Genomic DNA, 18,928 nt, shown 5'->3' on the forward strand with positions numbered 1-18,928 from the left:
CTCGTGGTCCGTGGCGTCGTATGTCCGAGCGCGCGTTCGACTTCCTGCACGTCAACGACCGGGAGGGGAAACCGAGGGAGAAAGGGATCACCGAGATCCGCGGGCCCTACTACGACCCGATGGGGCCGCGGGAGTTGCGGGACATCCTGGAGACGATGGGCGAGTACGTCGACATCTACAAGTTCTCCGGCGGATCGTTCGCGCTGATGCCGGAGGCGGCCGTGACGGAGCTGATCGACGTCTGTCACGAACACGACGTCCAGGTCTCGACCGGCGGCTTCGTCGAGCACGTCCTGATCCGCGACCACGACCAGGTCGAGCGGTACGTCGAGGAGGCCGCCGAACTGGGGTTCGACATCGTCGAGGTATCTAGCGGCTTCCTCGCCATCGACGTCGACGACGCGGTCGCGCTGACCGAACTCGTCCAGGACCACGACCTGAAGGCGAAACCCGAGATCAACGTCCAGTTCGGCGCCGGCGGCGCCTCGAGCGTCGAGGAACTCGAGTCCGAGTCGTCGATCGACCCGACGAGCGCCATCGAGGAGGGCCGGCGGCACCTCGACGCCGGGGCGTACAAGATCATGGTCGAGTCCGAGGGGATCACCGAGCGGGTCCGCGAGTGGCGCACCGACGTCGCCTTCGAGATCGCCACCGAACTCGGGATCGAGAACTGCGTCTTCGAGGCCGCCGACCCCGAGGTGTTCGAGTGGTACATCAAGCAGTTCGGCCCGAAGGTGAACCTCTTCGTCGACAACTCCCAGATCGTCGAACTCGAGTGCATGCGCTCGGGGCTGTGGGGCAAGAAGTCGACGTGGGGCCGGATCGCGAGCTACGAGCGCGAGTGAGTCGGCCGCGTCGCGACCCGACGGCGCCGGGCGCGCCTTTTTACCGGCGTCCGTGGAACCCCCGGCCGCGCCCATGTACTCGATGGTCACGCTCGAAAACGTCGAACCGCGCGAACTCGAAGGGCAGGTGCCCACGCTCCTGCCGGTGGGGTACGAACTCCGGCCCGAGGAGATGCGGCCCAACGTCTGGCAGTACGAGGCCGGCGAGGAGAACGCCTTCCACCGGCAGACCGAACAGGAGGAACTGTACGTCGTCCTCGACGGGGCGATCTCCATGACCGTCGAGCGCGGGGACGACCGCGACGTGCTCGAACTCGAACCGCACGACGTCGTCGTCGTGCCGCCGCACTCGTGGCGCCAGTTGCGGGCCGTCGAGCCGAGCACCGTCCTCGTCGTCGGCGCGCCGAACGTCAAAGACGACGCCGTCGTCGAGGAGTGAGTATCGAGACGGGGAGGACTGCGACGCGACCTCGCTACCGCCTCGCGACCGCGACCGAGAGCGCGAGCAACACCACGCCGAGCGCGAGGGCCGCGGGCCCCAGTCGGGCGTCGCCGGAGAGGGTCGTGACCGCGCCGGCGACGATGCCCGCGGCGCCCCCGCCGGCGAGCACCGGGGTCGCGACGGCCGCCTCGCCGCCGTCGCCGTCGGCTCCCGACTCTGCCGCTTCGAGGCGCTCCTCTATGGCCGTGACGCGCGCCGTAATCTCGTCCGCGTCGCGGGTCGCGCTCCCGTCGTCGGCCGGCGACTCGCGGTCTTCGAGGGCCGCGACCGCCCCCTCGAGGGCGTCGATGGCCGCCATCGCCTCGTCGAGGTCCGCCCGAACGGCGTCGAACTCCTCGGCCAGTCCGGCGTCGGGCACCTCCTCCTGCTCGATCACCGCGTCGAACCGCTCCTCGAGGCGAGCGACGCTCCCTTCGAGCGCGGCGACGCGGTCGTCGGCGACGGCGTCGCACTCGAGGCCGTCGAGGCTCGCGTCCAGCGACTCGAGGCGGTCTTCGAGCGCCGACACGTCCGACTGGACGGTTTCGAGGGCGACCTCCTCGCCGGTCGCGCTCCCGTCGTCGGCCGGATCGAGCGCGTCGAGGTCGGCTTCGAGGGCCGCGACCGCCGCTTCGAGGTCGTCGACCGTCGCCGTCGCGGCCTCGAGGTCCGCCGTCCGCTCCTCGAGGGCCGCGACGTTCGATTCGAGCGACGCGACGGCGTCGACGTCGCTCTCGACGGCGTCGATCCGGTCGAGGGCCGACTCGACGTCCGTCGCCAGCGCGTCGAGGCGGTCGGAGACGTCGCCGACGCGTTCGAGGAGCGGGCCGACTCGCTGCGGGCGGCCCTCGACGAACGCGTCGGCGCGGTCGGCGGCGGCACACTCGAGGCCGACGACCCGGTCTTCGAGGGCGTCCGCGTCGTCGGTCAGCGCGTCGAGGTCCTCGTCGAGCGCCCCGACGCGCTCGCGGGTCGCCGCGAGCGTCTCGCGGACCTCGATCAGGTCCGCCTCGGCGGCCGCGTCGGCTTCGAGGTCGGCGACCGCCTCGTCGAGGTCGTCGAGGTTCGATTCGAGCGACGCGACGGCGTCGCGGGAGGCCGCCCGGCCGTCGAGCCCCTCGACGGTGGCGGAGACGGCGGCGACCGACTCTTCGAGGTCGGAGACGTCGTCGTCGAGCGCGTCGAGGTCCGCGTCGAGGTCGGCGACGTCCTCGCGGACGCCCTCGACGGCGGCCTCGCTCGCGGCCGCCCCTTCGAGGTCGGTCACGTCGGCCCGCAGGTCCGCGAGGTCGTCCGCGGTCGACTCGACCCCGTCCTCGAGGTCGGCCAGTCCGTCCTCGACGGTCGCTTCGAGGTCGTCGAACCGGGCGTCGGTGCGCTCCGACAGCTCTTCGAGCCGGCCGGAGAGTCCCCCGAGCCGCGTCGACTGCTCCTCGACCCGCCCGGAGACGTCCTCGACGCGGGTGCACGCCTCCTCGAACCGGTCGTCGAGCGAGTCGGCCCGTTCCTCGACGGTCGCGGTTCGCTCGTCGAGATCGCTGGTCCGCTCGTCGAGCGACGCCACGTCCGCGGTGACCGCCGAGAGCGCGTCGTCGGTCTCGTCGAGGCTCGCCTCGACGTCCGCGAGGTCCCCTTCGAGCGACTCCAGATCCCCCCGCAGTTCCGAGCGGTCGGACGCGGCTTCGTCCTCGAGGTCCGAAACCTCGTCGTCGAGCGCGTCGAGGGCGGCATCGAGGTCGTCGAGGGCCCCGGACAGGTCGTCGAGGTCGGCTTCGAGGGCCTCGACGTCGTCGGCCGGCGCGCGGTCGTCGACGTCGTCCGCGACGGTCGAGAGGTCCGCGGCGACCTCGTCGAGGCGCTCGTCGAGGGCCGCGACCTCGTCGACGGTGGCGCTTCGCTCCTCGACGTACTCGAGGTCCTCGCCGAGGGTTTCGACCTCCTCGGCGACGTTCTCGATCTCCTCGTCGCGGTTGGCGAGGCGGTCGAACAGCTGGTCGATCGCCTCGTCGGCGCGGCCGTCGACGTCGCCCGGTGCGTCGATCGTCTCGCCCTCGTCGAACGCGAGCGACGCGGCGGCCGCGTCGTCGTCCTCGGTCCCGTCGGCCGCACCCGCCGCCTCGGACCAGGTGACCGCCTCGTAGGCGTCGACGTCGTCGCGGGCGGCTTCGAGCGCGCCCCGGGCCGTGCTCTCCGCGGGGTCGTCGGCGAGTCTGACCCCGCGGACGGAGAAGGGGAGGTCGGCCGCGTCGAACCGGCCGCCGAGGAGGAACTCGACGCCCTCGACGGCGCGGTCGCCCGCGACGGCGACGGGGACGGCGATCCCCTGCTGGACGTCGCGCTCGGCGGCCTCGGCGGCGATGGCGTCGATCAACTCCGCGGCGAGGTCGTCGAGCGCCCGCGCCAGCGCGCTCTCGATATCGTCGGTCGCCGCGTTCGGGTCGAGCGCGAACTCCTCGAGGACGGACCTGACCTGTTCGCGGGCGTGGCCGGTCTCGGCGGCCGCCCGCTCGACGACCCACTCGCTGCCCTTCGCGAGCGCGAACGCCAGCGCCGGGACGCCGTAGTACGACAGCGCGACGCTCGTCGTCTCGTCCTCGATGCAGACGCCGAGGCCGGTGTAGTTGTCCGTCTCTAGCTGGTCGTAGACGACGGCGAACCCCTTCGTGATCGGCGTCGGGTCGAACTCGCGGTCGCCGAGGACCGACTCGACGGCCCTGCGGTGGGCGTCGGTCGCCTCCGCCTCGTCGACCAGCGGGCCGGGCGTCGTGTAACAGATGCGTTCGTCTCCGCCGTCGGGGAGGAGGTCGGCGACGAGCGCGTCGAACGCCGTCTCCGCGCCGTCGTCGACCGACAGGTAGCCGTGCGAGAGCAGCGACGTCGCCTCCGCGTCGAGGGCGTCGGCGGCCGCGAGCGCGTCGTCGCCGAGGACGTACGTCGTCCCCTCGCGCTCGACCGTCAGCAGGTCGGCCGGGTCGAGTCCCGCCGCGTCGAGGGCGTCCGCGTCGGCCGGGAGCGCGACCGGCGGCGCCGCGTCGACCGCGGGGCCGTCGGGGCCGTCCCGGACTGCACGGAGCGCCCCCGTTCCGATGTCGAGACCGTGTACCATGACCTCCGGGAAACGGGCAGCCCTCTTGGAAGTTTGGCCCCCAGTACCAGAACTGAAAATCGGGGTTCGGCCGGTCGACGCACGGCAACTCGCGCGCCCGCGCGAGTCGACCGCGCGGGTTCGGACGTCGGCGTCGAACGCGGCCGTCCGCAGCCTCAGGACTCGATCTTCTCGACGATTTCCTTCGCCCGCGATTTCGCGTCGTCCTCGTCGACGTCGTTCGGAACGAGCACGCTCTCGACTTCCCAGTCGTCGCTCCCTTTTACCTTCCCCGTCCTGACCTCGGCGCCGTCGGAGACCGACTCCGCGGCGTTTCTCGCCCAGTCCGGCGTCCGGATGTCCGAGAATCGGTCCGGGTCGCGAAAGCGAACGTGGTGGTACTCGTCCTCGGTCTCGAACGTCTGGATGTCTGCCTCCGGCATACTCGACGTCCGCCCGTGGCGCGCTAAAGCGTGCACCGCGCCGTCGCAAGGTCCCGGTTCGGGCGCGGACGCCGGCCGAGTCAGAGCGGGTCGAGTCCTGCCTCCTCGCGCAGCACGTCGATATACTCCCGGAAGCCGTCATCGAGGCCGTACTCGGGTTCGTAGCCGAGGTCCTCCCGTGCCGCGGTCTGGTCCAGTTTCTGGGTCCACGGCAGTTCGCCCGCGTCGGAAACGTCGAGGTCGGCGTCGGGGACGATCCGTTCGACCGTCTCGGCCGCCTCGCGGATCGTCGCCACGGTGCCGCGAACGTTGTAGATCCGCCGGGAGAGGTCCGCTTCGGGGGCGAACGCCGCCTTGCGGAACGCCTGCGCGATGTCGCGGACGTACTGCCAGTCGATCACCTGATCGCCGTACTCCACCGAGAACGGTTCGCCGAGCGCGGGCTTCTCGATTATATTGGCGAGGAACGCCGACCCGCCCGTCTCGCGGTAGGGGCCGTAGGCGACCGTCGGCCGCAGGCCGACGTGGGAGACGCCGTAATCCTCGCCGTAGACGCGGGCCTGGTGCTCGTTGTACTCCTTGGTCGCGCCGTAGAGAGTGTCGGGGTAGACGAGGTCCTCCTCGGTGACCCAGCCGTCGGCCTCGCCGTCGCCCGCGTAGTTGTGCGGGGGAGCGTAGACGGCCGCCGAGGAGGCCCACGCGACCCGCTCGACCTGTTCGTCGAGGGTTCGCGCGGCCTCGAACACGTTGTTCGTCCCCTCGACGTTCACCCGCAGGGCGGCCCGCGGGTTCTCCCGCGCCGAGGTCGTCAGCAGCGCCGCGAGGTGGATCACGCGCGTCGCGCCCGTCTCCCGGACGGCCCGGAACACGTCGGTCGCCTCCGAGACGTCGCCGCGGCGGACTTCGACGTCGTCGGCGACGCCGAGTTTCTCGAGGATCCGCGCGTCCGTCGAGAGGTCGAACGCGACGACGTCGTGACCGGCCTCGAGCAGGTCCTCGACGACGTAGGAGCCGATGAAACCCGTACCGCCCGTGACGAGTACCGTCGAATCCGAGTTCGACATTGTCACGAACGTCCCTGTAGAACGTGAAAAGCGTTCCCACGGATTCGGGATGCGGGCGACGTCGGAACGCGGGCGACGTCGGAACGCGGGCGACGTCGTACCACACCCCGTGTCCGGGCCGCCCGGAATCCGGCCGCTCACTCGTGTAACCCGCCGACCTCCTCGTAGAACGACGACGAGAGGCGGTCGGCCATCGGCTCCTCGCGGTCGATGCGGACGTCGACGACCGTCGGGACGGCGGCCGCCTTCGCCTCGCGGATCGCGCCGTCGAGGTCGGCGGGGTCGTCCACGCGCACGCCGTCGCCGCCGAGGCCGCGGGCGACGGCGACGAAGTCGGTGTCGCGGAACTCGACGCCCGGCATCTCCGGGTCCATCTGGCGGACCATCCCGAGCGAGGCGTCGTTCATGACGACGAACGCGGGCGCGACGCCGTGGTCGACCGCCGTCTCGATGGCGGTCATCGTCATCGCGAAGCCGCCGTCGCCGGCGACGCAGATGGCGTCCCGGCCGAGGAGGGCCGCCGTGACGGCCGCGGGCGCCGCCCAGCCCATCGCGCCCACGCCGCCGCTGCCGACGTAGCTCGCGGCGTGGCGGGTCTGGAGGTAGTGCAGCAGCCAGAAGCGGTTGTTGCCCGAGTCGGCCGTGACGACCGTCCCCTCGTCGAGGACCGACTCGACGGCCTTCGCGACCCGCTGGGGCCTGATCGGGACCGCGCCGGCGTCGCACTCGGGGGCGTGGAAGTCCTCGCGGGCCGCCGCGGCGCGATCGAGCGCCCAGTCGTTCTCGCCGCCGCCGCGCTCCGCGGCCGCCTCCCGGAGGGCGGCGAGCGTCTCGCGTGCGTCGCCGATCAGGCCGACGTCGGCGGGGTAGACCCAGCCGGCGTTGCGCGAGTCCACGTCGGCGTGGAGGATCGTCTGCTCGTCGGGACGGACGAACGACTCGGCCCCCCAGTTGGTGTCCATCGGGTTGAGCCGACAGCCGACGACGAGGAGGACGTCGGCCTCGCTGACGGCGCGGTTTGCCCCCTCGTGGCCGAACGAGCCGATCACGCCCGCCGCGCGCTCGTGGGTCTCTGGGATCGTCGACTTCCCGAGATAGGAGGTGACGACGACGGCGTCGTAGGCCTCCGCGACCGCGAGGAGTTCGTCGTAGGCGGTGGTGGCGTCGGAGTCGGCGACCGAGCGCGCGCCGCCGGCGCTCGCGTGCACCCCGTTCCCGGCGACGATCACGGGCCGCTCGGCGCCCGCGAGCGCCTCGCGGGCCGTTTCGAGGTCGCCCTCGGTCGGGCGCGAGCGCCAGTTTCTGACCTGCCGCCGGTCCCCCCAGAGCCGCGGCGTCGGATCGGCGGGGACCTCGTCGGCCACGGCGTCCCCGTCGAGGACGACCGCGCAGGGGCCGTTCCGGCCGGCAGTGGCGTGTTTGAACGCTAGCTGGACGCTGCGGACGGTCTCGGCGGGCGTGCGGGGGAACCACCACTCCTTCGTGATCGCGTCGAGGATCTTCGGCAGCGAGAGGCCGCCGTAGTCGCCGCGGGACTGCTGGTAGGGCGCGAGCGTCGAGTACTCGCCGCGCTCGGAGGCCTCGGTCAGGACGACCATCGGCGTCGATCCCAGTCGAGCCTCCATCTGGCCGATCGCGCCGAGGCTGCCGATCCACGGCCCCTGTCCGGCGAGGACGGCCGGCGAGCCGGTCAGCCGGCCGTACGCCTCGGCCATCACGCTCGCCTCGCGCTCGTCGCGCGGGCGGACGACCGTCGCGTCGGCGTCGGTCTCGCCGATCGCCTCGAACAGTTCGATCACCCGCCCGCCGGGGTAGCCGAAGACGTACTCGACGTCGAGGGCGTCGAGCGTCTCGACCAGCCGCTCCGCGGTCGTCGGCGAGGCGGTCACGGCGATCGACCCTCCGGCGCGTCGGGCGTGTCGGATGCGATCATGGCACACTCGACCGGTCACCGGAGCGATCCTTTGCTCTGTCGGTCCGACCGGATCGATCGTGAGGGAGGCAGACGTTGCCGGACACGACCAGCGTTATGTGCGTGGGGTTCTCACACTCGGGTAATGAGCGCGCAGCTTCGAAAGCCGACCGAACGCGTCTGTGAATGCTGTAACCGAACCGAGCGATGGGACGAGGGCCTCGACGCCTGGCAGATCGCCCGCGAGAACGGCGAACGCCTCGCCGGCGATCCCCACTGCATCCACGAGTGGGACATCAACGGCGCGTTCAACCCGTTCGATCTCGACTGAGTCCGACGATCCGGAGCGATCGTCTCGCCCTCTGTCCCCGTTCTCCGCTCCACTCCCGGGTCCGTTCTCCGCTCCACTCCCGAGTCCGTTCCGCGCCGGCCCCGGCGCCCGCCGTACCCCCACATCCCGCGCCCTCACCCCACCGCGTCGAGTGTTCCGCGGCGAGCGGGCGTCGGGCGTCTCGGTCGCGACCCACCCACCCCACCGCGTCGAGTGTTTCGTCGAGGGCGGGTCGACCCCCCGTCTCCGACGCCGAATCGCAGGACGGAGCCGCCGGGACTCCCTCACCCCACCGCGTCGAGTGCTTCGGCGGGCGCGGGCCCGTGGCCGCCTGCTCCCTTCAGTGCCTGATCCCATCACCGCCCGATCCACCGGAGCCACTCCCCGTAGGACTCGAACCGCGCGAGGTGGGACTCCTCGGCGGCGCCGTCGACGAACCGGACGTGACGGTAGACGGGTTTCCCGAGGTCCTCGTCGGGGTCGATCGAGAGCCAGTGGACCGGCCGCTCGAAACCGTGCTCGCGCAGGGTCGCCCGCAGGTCGGCCACCGTCTCGTCGTCTAGCTGGTAGAGGACGTGCGTGCTGAAGACGACGAGCGCGGCGTCGTCCGGGGCCTCCGCGAGCAGCCGCGGGAGCGTTTCGACGGCGTCCCCCTCGACGAGGTCGGGCCGGGCAGTCCTCGCCGCGTCGATCGCGGCGTCGAGCCGTTCGCGCCGGTCGGGCTGATCGGGGTGGACGAGCGCGCGGAGCCAGCGAGCGTCCGCGGGATCGGTCGGATCGAGCGGGTTCAGGTCGACGCCGGTCCTGTGGACGACCCGCGGGAACCGCCGCGGAATCGGCGGCCGTCGATCGCCCCGGACGGCGGCCCCGACCTCGACGGGCGAGTCCGGGTCGCCTGCGGTCCGAACCGCCGAGTCCGTGCGGTCGAGACGGTCGGACGGCCCCGCGTCGTCGGTTTCGCCCGACCGGTACCGATACCGGTACCGGTCCCAGTTGAGATTTAGCCCCGCGCTCGTCCCGATCTCGATCTGTGCGAGGGTCCGCGTCTCGGCCGTTCGGGCCACGCGCTCGAACGCGGGCAGGAGCACCGCGGTCCTCCCGACGTCGTTCGTCTGGACGCGGCGCGTCGCGAGCAGGTCCCGCAAGCGCTCCTCGTTCGCCAGACAGAACTCCCGAAAACGAGCGACGACGCCCCCGTCGTCCCCTTCGTTCGCTCCCGTTCGTCGGTCGGTCGTCTCGCCCCCACACGACGGGTAGTAATCGGCGAGCGGGTGGTCGACGCCGTCCAGGAGCAGCGAGTGAACCGCGGCGAGGAGCAACTGCGGCGCTGGCTGGCCGGGACGGGCGTCCGCGGCGATCCCCAGGAGCCGTTCGTCCTCGGCCGCGGCCGCCGCCAGCGTCCCGTACAGGGGCGTCACGTCGGCGGCCCAGCCGGCGTACCGTTCGAACTCCGCCGCGAGGTCGCCCCGCGTCGTGCGGTCGTCCATGTGACGTCCGCGGACCCCAACGTGAAAAGTGTCGGGAACGGGGACGGTCACCCGATCCAGACCGAAAGGTCATTGTCGGTCCGGCGGCGACGGACGAGTCACGCGCTCGGCCCGGCGTCGGCGAAGCGTCGACGAACCAGTTACCGAGCCGAAACACTCGACGTAGTGGGGTGGCGATCCACCGGCATATCGGGAACACTCGACGCACTCGACACGGTGGTTTTATGTGTTTGCCGTCCCCCGGATCGAACGATGCCGCTGTTCGACCGGGACACGTCGATCTTCTCGGACGAGGACGTGCTACGCGAGGACTACCAGCCGGAGTCGATCCAGGAGCGCGACGAGGAGATCGACGCCTACATGGCCGCCCTCCAGCCCGTGATCAACGGCGCCCAGCCGCGGAACCTCTTCCTCTACGGGAAAGCCGGCGTGGGGAAGACGGCCGTCACCCGCTATCTCCTCTCGCATCTCGAACGCGACGTCGAGGCCTACGACGACGTCACGCTGACGGTCGTCTGGCTCAACTGCAACAACCTCTCGTCGTCCTATCAGGTCGCGGCGAACCTCGTCAACGAACTCCGGCCCCCGTCCCGACAGATCAGCACGACGGGCTACCCCCGCCAGACGATCTTCGACATGCTCTACGACGAACTCGAGTCGGTCGGCGGCACGGTCCTGATCGTCCTCGACGAGATCGACCACATCGGCGACGACGACGGCATCCTCTACGAACTCCCGCGGGCGCGGGCCAACGGCTACCTCTCGGCGGTCAAACCCGGCATCATCGGGATCAGCAACGACCTCAGCTTCCACGACAGCCTCTCGCCGAAGGTCAAGGACACCCTCTGTGAGGAGGAGGTCCACTTCCCGCCGTACACGGCCGACGAACTCCGGGCGATCCTCGAACAGCGCGCCGAAAACGCCCTCTACGACGGCGCCTACGGCTCGAACGTGCTCTCGCTGTGTGCGGCGCTGGCCGCCCAGGACACCGGCAGCGCCCGGCAGGCGCTCGACCTCCTCTACAAGGCCGGCGACATCACCCGGTCGAACGACGAGACGACGATCACCGAACCCCACGTCAGGGAGGCCCAGCGCGCCCTCGAACGCGGTCAGATCCGACAGGGAATGATGGAACTGACCCGCCACGGCCACCTCTCGCTGGCGGCGGTCCTCTCGATCGCCATCGAGGACGACACGCCGGCCCGGGTCCGCGAGATCTACCCGAAGTACGCCGAGATCGCCGAACGCTTCGGCACCAAGCCGCTCGTGCGCCGGCGGATGCACGACCACCTCTCGGATCTGGCGATGCAGGGGATCCTCAAGCGGTACACCCGCAACCACGGCCGCTCGGGCGGCCAGTACTACGAGTACGACCTCGACGTCACCCTCGAACTGGCGATCGACGTCGTCGAGGAACTGGACGACGTCGACCTCTCGCCGCACGCCTCGCGGACGGCCGCCAGACTGGGCCTGCGGTAACCCCGCTTCCGTCCGCTCTCGTTTCCGACTCGCGCCCCGCTTCGTCGCCTTCTCGCCCACCCCCACCCGCTTCCCCCCGAAACACTCGACGCGGTGGGGTGGGGGTGTGTCCGGTCGCCCGGACCGTCGGTCCGTCCCGTCGCCCCCGCGAACCGGCCCCCGCCACGGGAACACTCGACACGGTGGGGTGGGTGAGTCGAAATAACTCCACCGCAGGCCCCCAGTTCAGCACGCTTTTGTCGAAACCGCACGTAGCCGAGCGCGTGCCAACGGTCTACGTCACGGCCCCGCCCGAGGCCGCACCCGAAATCGCCGAGACGCTCGTCGAGGAACGCCTCGCCGCCTGCGTCAACCGCGTCCCCTGCGAGTCGACCTACCGCTGGGAGGGGGAGATCCACCGCGACGAGGAGGAGATCCTGCTCGCGAAGACGACCGACGACGCCTTCGACGCCCTCGTCGAGCGCGTCGAGGCCATCCACCCCTACGACGTCCCCTGCGTCGAGCGCTTCGACGAGGGGGGCGTGCTCGCGGCGTTCGCCGACTGGCGCGACGGTAGCGTCGACTGATCGCGGCGCTCGCCGGCGTCGCGGCCCCACGCCCTCGCGGGCGGCGATTGCCCGAAAAAGCAACCCTTAAAACTCGCGCGCGGGTTCTGTCGGGTATGGCTGGAACCATCGAAGTGCTCGTTCCGGGTGGCCAGGCCAACCCCGGCCCGCCGCTCGGTCCCGAGCTCGGACCGACGCCCGTCGACGTACAGGCGGTCGTCCAGGAGATCAACGACCAGACCGCCGCGTTCGACGGCACCGAAGTCCCCGTCACCGTCGACTACGAGGACGACGGCTCCTTCGAGATCGAGGTCGGCGTCCCGCCGACGGCGGCGCTGATCAAGGACGAGGCCGGCTTCGAGACCGGCAGCGGCGAGCCCCAGACGGACTTCGTCGCCGACCTCTCGATCGATCAGGTCAAGAAGATCGCCGAGCAGAAACACCCCGACCTGCTCGCCTACGACACGAAAAACGCCGCGAAGGAAGTCGTCGGCACCTGCGCCTCGATGGGCGTCACCATCGAGGGCGAGGACGCCCGCGAGTTCAAGGAGAAGGTCGACGCGGGCGAGTACGACGACGTGTTGGCCGGCGAAGCCAAAGCCTAGTCCCTCTCGATCTCCGCGACTGACGGTTTTCGAGCGATCGTCGACGAGCGACGCGTCCGGACCCGGCCGATGCCGGTTCCGGCGACGCTCTGGCTCTCGGCTCACGTCCGCCGTCCGAGCACGTCGAGGTTGTGGACCACAGCGACGAGGTCGCCGCGTTCGAGCGCCGCCAGCCGCCGCTCGACCCACGCCTCCCGGACCGCCGGGTCGAGTACCGCGGGCGGATAGTCCGCGAGCGCGCCGTCGATCGTTTCGAGCAGGTGCCCGAGGAAGGCCGCCTCGTCGGCGGGGTAGGCTCCATCGACCGGGCGGACGACCCAGTCGGAGCCGCCCGCGGCGAGGACCTCGAATTCGGACCCGGAGGCGGCCCCGGACCCGGGGAGCGCCGCGAGCAGTTCGCGACCCGCGCGGCTGCTCCCCGGCGCGTCCCGCACCTCGTCCATGTGCCGGTGGTAGAGACGCTCGATCCGGTCGTCCGCCGGCTCGGACGGGGCGAACGCCGTCCCGCCGTCGAACGTGATCGGCGCGTACAGCAGGCCGCCCGGTCGCAGCAGGTCGGCGACGGCCGGCAGCGCCCGGTCGAGGTCGACGAGGTCGAGAAACGCCGCCGCGATCACCGCGTCGGCTTCGTCGTCGATCGTGAACGCGTCCGCGACCGCCAGCGTCGCGTCGAGGCGTCGCTCGCCCGACGTCGCGACGATCCGCTCGTCGTCGGCCTCGACGTCGTAGCCGGCTTCGTCCAGCCACGCGGGGACGCGCTCCCGGGCGCGGCGGACGCGGCCCCGGTCGCGGTCGACCGCGCGGTAGGTGACCCGGTCGGGGAGCAGCCCCCACGACGCCAGCCGGGCGATCATCGTCCCGACGCCGGCGCCGAGTTCGACGATCCGCACCTCCTCTCCCGTCGGTCCGTCGCTCGCCTCGCCGTCGGCCCCGGCCAGCCGCCCGAGTTCGGCCGCGAACCGGTCGAGGACGCGACGGTTCAGCGCGCGGTCGTCGACCGTCCGCTTGGCTTCCAGATAGCCGCGCGTCGATCCCGTCACGCGTGATCGCCCCCGTCTCGGCCGTCCGTCCCCGGCTCCCTCCCCCCGGCTATGTCGACGAGGAACGACCGCGCGCGCTCCATCGTCTCCGCCCAGCCGGGGTGTTCGCTCGCGGTCTCCAGCGCCGCCCGGCTCAGGCGGGCGAGTTCGGTCCGGTCGGCGGCCAGCCGGTCGACGACCGCGGCGATCCGATCCGGGTCGTCGGGCTCGACGAGGAAGCCGTTCTCCCCGTCCGCGACGAGTTCGCTCGCCCCGCCGGCCGCGCTCGCGACCGGGACGGCGCCGTACTCCATCGCTTCGAGGTAGACCGCGCCGAACCCCTCGTGGCGCGACGGCACGGCGAGGACGTGTAGCCGCCGGAGGAGAGACGCCAGTTCCGCGTCGTCGACCTCCCCGGCGAACGTCACGCGCTCGCCGATCCCGCGCTCGGCGGCCGCCTCGCGGACCTCGCGGGCGTACCCGGGGTCGGCCTCGTGGCTCCCGACGACGGTCAGTTCCCACGGGCGGTCGACGCGTGCGAGCCCCGCGAGGAGCGTCGTCGCGCCCTTCCGGGGCACGAGATTGCCGACGAACCCGATCCGGAGCGGCCCCTCCCGGGCGCGTCCGGCGGCCGCCTCGGGCGAGACCGCCGCGCCCTCGACCCGGCCGCCGGGACGGGCGACGAGCGTCGGCAGCGGCGCGAGCGCGACCGTCCGGTCGCGGGTGTCCGCGCTCGCACAGATCGCGGCGTCGACCGTCCGGAGGTACCGCCGCTCGATCGCGCGGGTGGCGGGCCGGAGCGTCGGTCCGACCTCGTCGGTCCGCAGGTGGTGGACGATCGAGACCACGGCGCCCGGCCGGTCGAGGTGCGGATTGTGACGCCACAGCGACGGGTGACAGAGTTCGTCCTGCACCAGGACGTCGACCGGCCGGTTGAGCTTCGCCCGGAGCGCCTCCGAGCGGGCGTCGGCGAGGTGCTCGGGGTAGGTCCGCCACGGCAGCGCGATCACCTCGACGCGGTCGCCCCGGCCTTCGAGGTGCGAGACGAGTTTCCGGTCGTACCGGAACCCGCCCGACGTCCGGTCCAGCCCGCCGTACACCACGAGGCCGACGTCGAGCGCGTCGCCTCTCGACCCGCTCCCGTCACCGCTGGCGTCGGCGCGTCGGTCGTCGGTCTCCCGGTCGCTCGCCCTCGTCATTCGATCGAGCGCACGTGTGCGACGCGCGCGATATCGTCCTCGGCCACGTCGACGTGGAGTTCGGTCGCCGCGGGCGGGTCGAGCCGTTCGAGCAGTCGGTCGCCGAAGATCCGCGCGAAGCGCTCGGCGCTCGGGTTCGCCCCCTCGAACGCGGGGAGGTCGTTGAGCGTCCGGTCGCGGTAGCGCTCCGCGAGGGCGTCCATCGCCTCCGAGACGTCGTCGATGTCGACGAGGTAACCGTGCTCGCCGAGGTCCGGCCCGCGGAACGTCGCCTCGACGGCGTAGCGGTGGGAGTGGAGGGTCCCCTCGGGTCCGGGATCGGGCACGGTGAGGTAGTGCTGGGCGACGAACGAGCGCGAGACGGACACGGCGTACATACCCCGGGCTACGGCGAGCGCCGGCGTAAAGCAGGGCGTCGATCGACAGTCCGTGAGACTGTCGTCGACGGGCGACCGTCGCGGCCGGCGATCGGTCGTCGACCGTCGCTTCGCCGGCGACCGCCGGTCAGTCGTAGGTGAAAAGCACCTGCAGGGCGTCCTCGCCGCCCGCCGCCAGCAGTCGGTAGGCGTCGGCGGCCTCCTCCAGCGGGAACTCGTGGGTGAGGAGCCGATCCGCGTCGAGCCGTTCCAGCCGGTCCCAGGCGACCTCGTGGCGGCGTCTGCGCGACCAGCGGCCGCCGTGACGGGGCGGGATCGTGCTCACCTGGCTGCTCCGCAGGTCGATCCGCGAGCGGTGGAAGCGCCCGCCGAGGTCGACCGTCGCGGGTTTCGTCCCGTACCACGAGCCGATCACGACCCGGCCGTCGAACTCCGTGGCCGCGATCGCGTCGTCCAGCGCGTCCGGGTTCCCGGAGAGCTCGTAGGCCAGATCGACCCGGCCGCCGGCGGCGGCTTCCACGGCGTCGGCCACCTCGCAGTCGGCCGGATCGAGCGTCCGGTCGGCGCCGAACTTCTCGGAGACGGCCCGCCGCCGCGCCCACGGTTCGACGGTCACGAGGGCGTCGAGGGGCATCTCGGCGAGCAGCGCGCTCGTCAGCAGGCCGACGATACCCTGACCGAAGACGACGGCCCGCTCGCCGAGCAGGGGTTCGCCGTCGAGCAGGAACGTCACCGCGGTCTCGACGCTCGCGAGCAGGGTCGCCTCGCGCGTCGGGACGCCGTCGGGAATCGCGAGGAGGTCCTCCGGCCGCGCGAGGAAGCGGCTCTCGTGGGGGTTGTACGCGAACACCCGCCGGCCGAGCCACGCCTCGGGAACGCACTCGCCGACGGCGTCGACCTCGCCGGCGGCGGCGTAGCCGTAGGTGAGCGGGTACGAGAGGTCCCCGTCGAGCGCGTCGAGGGTCTCGTCGGCCGCGAGGCCGGCGGGGGCCTCCCCGCGGTAGAGTAGCCCCTCGGTGCCGGCGCTGATCGCCGAGGCGACCGTCCGGACGCGGACCTCCTCCGGCCCCGGGTCGGGAACCTCGCGGTCGCGCACCTCGACGGAGCGGGGGCCGGTGAAGCAGAGCCGTCGGGCGGTCATCGTTCGTCGTCTCCTCGGCGGCGGGCGAGCGCACCGCGGGGACGGCGCCCCCGTCCCGGCCGGTCGTGTCTCCGATCGATCACGTCTGACCGACTTCACCGGGCGGCTACTTGATCGTTGCCCGCGCTCTCACTGCGATCCGCGACGCCCGCTGACGGCCGGCCAGTCCCACCAGAACCCGAGGAGGACGGGGACGGCCGCGGCCGTCGCCAGCGTGCGCGTGTCGACCCCGACGTCCGCGGGTAGCAAGGCGAGCCAGACGGCACCCATCGCGAGCGCGCCGAGGGGGCGCCGGACGCGACTCGGGGGGATGGTCTCGATCACGCGCCAGAAGACGGCCGACTCGACCGCCACCGCGGCGGCGACGCCGAGGACGAACCTCCCCCTCGGCCCCGCCGCCCACAGCCACTCGAGCGACGCCAGCGCCAGCGCGACGCCCGCGCAGGTGCCCGCCGTCGCCTGCGACCACGACCGCCACGCCGCGTGCCGACTCGCGCCGACCGGCCCGTCGCTCATCGGGGCTCACCACGGCGCCGGCGGCCGTCGCGGTCGGGGTCAGCGATCACGGGCGTACAGGACGGTCAGTGCGGCGATCAACAGCAACTGTGCGACCTTGTCGACGGCCTCGGCCCCCGAGAGGTCGGCGACCCCGGCCGGTCGGTTGAGCAGATACCAGAGGACGACCTGCCCGGCCGTAAACGGGACCCCGAGCAGGTACAGGAGGCGACGGCGGTAGCCGACCAGCACGAGCGCGACGCCGCCGAAGAAGCCGACCGCGGCGATCAGAAAGGCGGCCCCCATCGGGTGAGGGAGGAAGTCGACGCCGAGGACGAGGTGAACGACGCCGGTGACGACCGCCAGCGCGATCGCGAGCCAGTGAAGCGGGCCGAGCGAGCCGAGGGCGAGTCGGCCGGCTGACGTGTCCATCGGCCGATAGCTCCACAGGGGCGGTAAAACGTCTTTCGGGCGTCCGCGGCGACGGACGCCGTCGGACCACGGAACGTCAGATCTTGTTCGCGGGCGGGACGACGCGCTCGCGCTCCCTGCTCAACCCGTCGCGGGCGAACAGGACGCGGGCGCCGGCACCGACGCCGAGCACGGAGGCGAGGCCGCCGACCGCGGTTCCGGCCGGCCCGACGACGACGAACGCGCTCAGGAGGCCGCCGACGAGCACCCAGACCGGGAGGCGATCCGTACCGAGTTTGGACGCGACGACGCCGCCCAGCGAGACGAAGCCGAGGGCGGTCCACGCGGGCAGCAGCGTCGCGCCGACGGCGACGAGCGGGATCGCGAAGACGACGCCGACGTTCGTCTCGCCGAGGATGGCCCCCGTGTAGAGCAACGTCCCCAGCGCGAGGACGCCCGGAATCCCGACGCACGTCGAGATGATCGGGCTACGGTGCGAGCGGCGGACTGTCTCCGTCCCGTATCTCGGGAGCATCCCGAGGGCGAGCGTGCCGAGTACCACCGTGACCCCGAAGTGGACGGCCGCGCGCTCGGCGAGGTCGAGCCCCAGATAGCTGCCGACCAGCGACTCGTACGTGACCAGTGGCCCGAGCACTGGATCTATCATCCCATATAACTCTACTGGCCCCATGGATGTACGGTGGAACTTCACCCTAAAGTAAATTTCGGTACAAATGACCCATTACGGTTACTGCCCCGGATACGCTCATTCAACCCCGATCTGTCGGTGGATAGTTCTTCCCGCGGGCGCGAGACGGCCCGCGGAACCGGGGGGTGTGGTCGACCTGTCGCTCACAAGGGACGCACTTAGGGTGTCCTCTCCCGTACGCCCGAGCGTATGTCGACCGACGACACGGACACCGACGACACGGACACCGACGACACGGAACTCGAGTTCGAGCGGGACCTCTCGCGCGAGGAGATCGCCGACCGCCTCGAGACGTTCGCGACCAACCTCCGGGGGAGCGACCCGCTGGAGTTCGAACTCGGCGACGAGACGGCGACGATCGACCCGCCCGAGACGGTCGGGTTCGAACTCGAACTCGAGGACGAACCCGGCGACGAGGGCGTCGAGCGGAGCCTCGAAATCGAACTGGAGTGGCTCCGGGGCGACGACGAGGAGCCGCTGCCCGAACCCGAGGACGTCGAGGGGACCGACGCGATCGAGGAGTAGCGCGGCGACCGGCCCGATCGGGCGTACGGAAGCGCATAGTTCGACGGGTTTAAGTCACCGATGGCTCTTGTTCCGGGTGAGACAGGCAACGCCTGTTTCACTGACCCGTAGGAGCAGTCCCTGCGTACTACGGAGGTGAACGATGGCAGATTCGGATATCGAAGCAGCAGTGACTCGCGCACTCGAGGAGTCGCCGGATCGGAACTTTACCGAGACGGTGGACCTCGCGATCAACTTGCGCGATCTAGACCTCAACGAACCGTCGAATCGTGTCGACGAGTCCATCGTCCTGCCGTCCGGAACCGGCCAAGAGACTCAGATCGTCGTCATCGCCGAAGGCGAGACCGCGGTCCGCGCCGAGGAGGTCGCGGACCAGGTGCTTTCGGGTGACGACGTGGCCGATCTGGACGACGACGAGGCCAAGGACCTCGCGGACGCCACGGACTTCTTCATCGCCGAGGAGGCGATGATGCAGGACATCGCCCGCCACCTGGGTACCATCCTGGGTCCGCGCGGGAAGATGCCCGACCCGCTCTCGCCCGACGACGACGTCGTCGAGACGGTCAATCGACTCAAGAACACCGTGCAGCTTCGTTCCCGGGACCGACGCACGTTCCACACGCGCGTCGGCGCCGAGGACATGGGCGCGGAGGATATCGCCGACAACATCGACGTCATCCTGCGCCGGCTGCACGCCGACCTCGAGAAGGGGCCACAGAACATCGACTCCGTCTACGTGAAGACGACGATGGGCCCGTCCGTGGAGGTGGCCTGA

Annotated in this window: 20 protein-coding genes; 8 read left to right on the forward strand and 12 right to left on the reverse strand. The window is 71.4% G+C overall.

Going from position 1 to position 18,928, the window contains the following annotated elements:
• The first annotated feature begins 20 nt into the window (after window positions 1-20).
• Both NKG98_RS02605 and NKG98_RS02610 read left to right on the forward strand, forming a co-directional pair.
• Window positions 21-845, forward strand: coding sequence for a phosphosulfolactate synthase (locus NKG98_RS02605; RefSeq protein WP_254768186.1), 825 nt, complete (start codon window positions 21-23; stop codon window positions 843-845).
• Window positions 846-918: 73 nt separating this feature from the next.
• Window positions 919-1,284, forward strand: a complete 366-nt coding sequence (locus NKG98_RS02610) for a cupin domain-containing protein (protein WP_254768187.1) — start codon at window positions 919-921, stop codon at window positions 1,282-1,284.
• Between the two features lie 34 nt (window positions 1,285-1,318).
• Here the strand turns inward: NKG98_RS02610 and NKG98_RS02615 are convergent, their stop codons facing one another.
• The 4 genes from NKG98_RS02615 to NKG98_RS02630 form a co-directional block, all read right to left on the reverse strand.
• Window positions 1,319-4,432 (reverse strand): disk-shape morphogenesis protein volactin, encoded by a 3,114-nt coding sequence (locus NKG98_RS02615; protein WP_254768188.1) that lies wholly within the window; start codon window positions 4,430-4,432, stop codon window positions 1,319-1,321.
• A gap of 155 nt (window positions 4,433-4,587) precedes the next feature.
• Window positions 4,588-4,854, reverse strand: a complete 267-nt coding sequence (locus NKG98_RS02620; RefSeq protein WP_254768189.1) for a hypothetical protein — start codon at window positions 4,852-4,854, stop codon at window positions 4,588-4,590.
• Between the two features lie 80 nt (window positions 4,855-4,934).
• The gene (locus NKG98_RS02625) at window positions 4,935-5,918 is read right to left on the reverse strand and encodes an NAD-dependent epimerase/dehydratase family protein (protein WP_254768190.1); all 984 of its coding nucleotides are present in this window, start codon (window positions 5,916-5,918) and stop codon (window positions 4,935-4,937) included.
• Window positions 5,919-6,055: 137 nt separating this feature from the next.
• Window positions 6,056-7,807, reverse strand: a complete 1,752-nt coding sequence (locus NKG98_RS02630; RefSeq protein WP_254768191.1) for a thiamine pyrophosphate-binding protein — start codon at window positions 7,805-7,807, stop codon at window positions 6,056-6,058.
• 168 nt (window positions 7,808-7,975) lie between these two features.
• Between NKG98_RS02630 and NKG98_RS02635 the strand changes: the two genes are divergently transcribed.
• Window positions 7,976-8,161: an HEWD family protein gene (locus tag NKG98_RS02635; protein ID WP_254768192.1), complete on the forward strand. Its 186-nt coding sequence runs from the start codon at window positions 7,976-7,978 to the stop codon at window positions 8,159-8,161.
• Window positions 8,162-8,517: 356 nt separating this feature from the next.
• Here the strand turns inward: NKG98_RS02635 and NKG98_RS02640 are convergent, their stop codons facing one another.
• Complete coding sequence (locus NKG98_RS02640; RefSeq protein WP_254768193.1) at window positions 8,518-9,648, reverse strand: DUF2332 domain-containing protein; 1,131 nt, start codon at window positions 9,646-9,648, stop codon at window positions 8,518-8,520.
• Between the two features lie 252 nt (window positions 9,649-9,900).
• On the opposite strand from NKG98_RS02640, the gene NKG98_RS02645 reads away from it, so the two are divergent.
• From NKG98_RS02645 to NKG98_RS02655, 3 genes are all read left to right on the forward strand, one after another.
• Window positions 9,901-11,127, forward strand: a complete 1,227-nt coding sequence (locus tag NKG98_RS02645) for an orc1/cdc6 family replication initiation protein (protein ID WP_254768194.1) — start codon at window positions 9,901-9,903, stop codon at window positions 11,125-11,127.
• 263 nt (window positions 11,128-11,390) lie between these two features.
• Window positions 11,391-11,693 carry a divalent-cation tolerance protein CutA gene (cutA, locus tag NKG98_RS02650; protein WP_254768195.1) on the forward strand — a complete coding sequence of 101 codons (303 nt, stop codon included), beginning with the start codon at window positions 11,391-11,393 and terminating at the stop codon, window positions 11,691-11,693.
• A 95-nt stretch (window positions 11,694-11,788) separates the two neighbouring features.
• Window positions 11,789-12,277: a 50S ribosomal protein L11 gene (locus NKG98_RS02655; RefSeq protein WP_254768196.1), complete on the forward strand. Its 489-nt coding sequence runs from the start codon at window positions 11,789-11,791 to the stop codon at window positions 12,275-12,277.
• A 101-nt stretch (window positions 12,278-12,378) separates the two neighbouring features.
• Here the strand turns inward: NKG98_RS02655 and NKG98_RS02660 are convergent, their stop codons facing one another.
• From NKG98_RS02660 to NKG98_RS02690, 7 genes are all read right to left on the reverse strand, one after another.
• A complete protein-coding gene (locus tag NKG98_RS02660) occupies window positions 12,379-13,317 on the reverse strand; it encodes a class I SAM-dependent methyltransferase (protein WP_254768197.1) in 939 nt (312 codons plus the stop codon).
• Complete coding sequence (locus NKG98_RS02665) at window positions 13,314-14,495, reverse strand: glycosyltransferase family 4 protein (RefSeq protein ID WP_254768198.1); 1,182 nt, start codon at window positions 14,493-14,495, stop codon at window positions 13,314-13,316. The genes NKG98_RS02660 and NKG98_RS02665 overlap by 4 nt, the downstream gene beginning before the upstream one ends.
• Complete coding sequence (locus NKG98_RS02670) at window positions 14,492-14,872, reverse strand: 6-pyruvoyl trahydropterin synthase family protein (protein ID WP_254768199.1); 381 nt, start codon at window positions 14,870-14,872, stop codon at window positions 14,492-14,494. Before NKG98_RS02670 ends, NKG98_RS02665 begins: the two co-directional genes overlap by 4 nt.
• Before the next feature lie 127 nt (window positions 14,873-14,999).
• Window positions 15,000-16,013, reverse strand: coding sequence for a zinc-binding dehydrogenase (locus NKG98_RS02675; RefSeq protein ID WP_254768200.1), 1,014 nt, complete (start codon window positions 16,011-16,013; stop codon window positions 15,000-15,002).
• Window positions 16,014-16,142: 129 nt separating this feature from the next.
• On the reverse strand, window positions 16,143-16,529 hold the full coding sequence (locus tag NKG98_RS02680; protein ID WP_254768201.1) for a hypothetical protein: 387 nt from the start codon (window positions 16,527-16,529) through the stop codon (window positions 16,143-16,145).
• Between the two features lie 39 nt (window positions 16,530-16,568).
• The gene (locus NKG98_RS02685) at window positions 16,569-16,940 is read right to left on the reverse strand and encodes a DUF7475 family protein (protein WP_254768202.1); all 372 of its coding nucleotides are present in this window, start codon (window positions 16,938-16,940) and stop codon (window positions 16,569-16,571) included.
• 76 nt (window positions 16,941-17,016) lie between these two features.
• Entirely contained in the window at window positions 17,017-17,586 is a 570-nt protein-coding gene (locus tag NKG98_RS02690; protein ID WP_254768203.1) for a hypothetical protein, read from the reverse strand.
• Between the two features lie 231 nt (window positions 17,587-17,817).
• On the opposite strand from NKG98_RS02690, the gene NKG98_RS02695 reads away from it, so the two are divergent.
• A complete protein-coding gene (locus tag NKG98_RS02695) occupies window positions 17,818-18,153 on the forward strand; it encodes an amphi-Trp domain-containing protein (protein ID WP_254768204.1) in 336 nt (111 codons plus the stop codon).
• Between the two features lie 142 nt (window positions 18,154-18,295).
• Complete coding sequence (locus NKG98_RS02700; RefSeq protein ID WP_254768205.1) at window positions 18,296-18,928, forward strand: 50S ribosomal protein L1; 633 nt, start codon at window positions 18,296-18,298, stop codon at window positions 18,926-18,928.

The organism is Salinilacihabitans rarus (genome assembly GCF_024296665.1).
Taxonomy (GTDB): Archaea; Halobacteriota; Halobacteria; order Halobacteriales; family Natrialbaceae; genus Salinilacihabitans; species Salinilacihabitans rarus.

Coding starts and splice junctions, on each gene's coding strand:
- NKG98_RS02605 (WP_254768186.1), top strand. CDS start 21: ATGTCCGAGCGCGCGTTCGACTTCCTGCACGTCAACGACCGGGAGGGG.
- NKG98_RS02610 (WP_254768187.1), top strand. CDS start 919: ATGTACTCGATGGTCACGCTCGAAAACGTCGAACCGCGCGAACTCGAA.
- NKG98_RS02615 (WP_254768188.1), bottom strand. CDS start 4,432: ATGGTACACGGTCTCGACATCGGAACGGGGGCGCTCCGTGCAGTCCGG.
- NKG98_RS02620 (WP_254768189.1), bottom strand. CDS start 4,854: ATGCCGGAGGCAGACATCCAGACGTTCGAGACCGAGGACGAGTACCAC.
- NKG98_RS02625 (WP_254768190.1), bottom strand. CDS start 5,918: ATGTCGAACTCGGATTCGACGGTACTCGTCACGGGCGGTACGGGTTTC.
- NKG98_RS02635 (WP_254768192.1), top strand. CDS start 7,976: ATGAGCGCGCAGCTTCGAAAGCCGACCGAACGCGTCTGTGAATGCTGT.
- NKG98_RS02640 (WP_254768193.1), bottom strand. CDS start 9,648: ATGGACGACCGCACGACGCGGGGCGACCTCGCGGCGGAGTTCGAACGG.
- NKG98_RS02645 (WP_254768194.1), top strand. CDS start 9,901: ATGCCGCTGTTCGACCGGGACACGTCGATCTTCTCGGACGAGGACGTG.
- NKG98_RS02655 (WP_254768196.1), top strand. CDS start 11,789: ATGGCTGGAACCATCGAAGTGCTCGTTCCGGGTGGCCAGGCCAACCCC.
- NKG98_RS02665 (WP_254768198.1), bottom strand. CDS start 14,495: ATGACGAGGGCGAGCGACCGGGAGACCGACGACCGACGCGCCGACGCC.
- NKG98_RS02670 (WP_254768199.1), bottom strand. CDS start 14,872: ATGTACGCCGTGTCCGTCTCGCGCTCGTTCGTCGCCCAGCACTACCTC.
- NKG98_RS02675 (WP_254768200.1), bottom strand. CDS start 16,013: ATGACCGCCCGACGGCTCTGCTTCACCGGCCCCCGCTCCGTCGAGGTG.
- NKG98_RS02680 (WP_254768201.1), bottom strand. CDS start 16,529: ATGAGCGACGGGCCGGTCGGCGCGAGTCGGCACGCGGCGTGGCGGTCG.
- NKG98_RS02685 (WP_254768202.1), bottom strand. CDS start 16,940: ATGGACACGTCAGCCGGCCGACTCGCCCTCGGCTCGCTCGGCCCGCTT.
- NKG98_RS02690 (WP_254768203.1), bottom strand. CDS start 17,586: ATGATAGATCCAGTGCTCGGGCCACTGGTCACGTACGAGTCGCTGGTC.
- NKG98_RS02695 (WP_254768204.1), top strand. CDS start 17,818: ATGTCGACCGACGACACGGACACCGACGACACGGACACCGACGACACG.
- NKG98_RS02700 (WP_254768205.1), top strand. CDS start 18,296: ATGGCAGATTCGGATATCGAAGCAGCAGTGACTCGCGCACTCGAGGAG.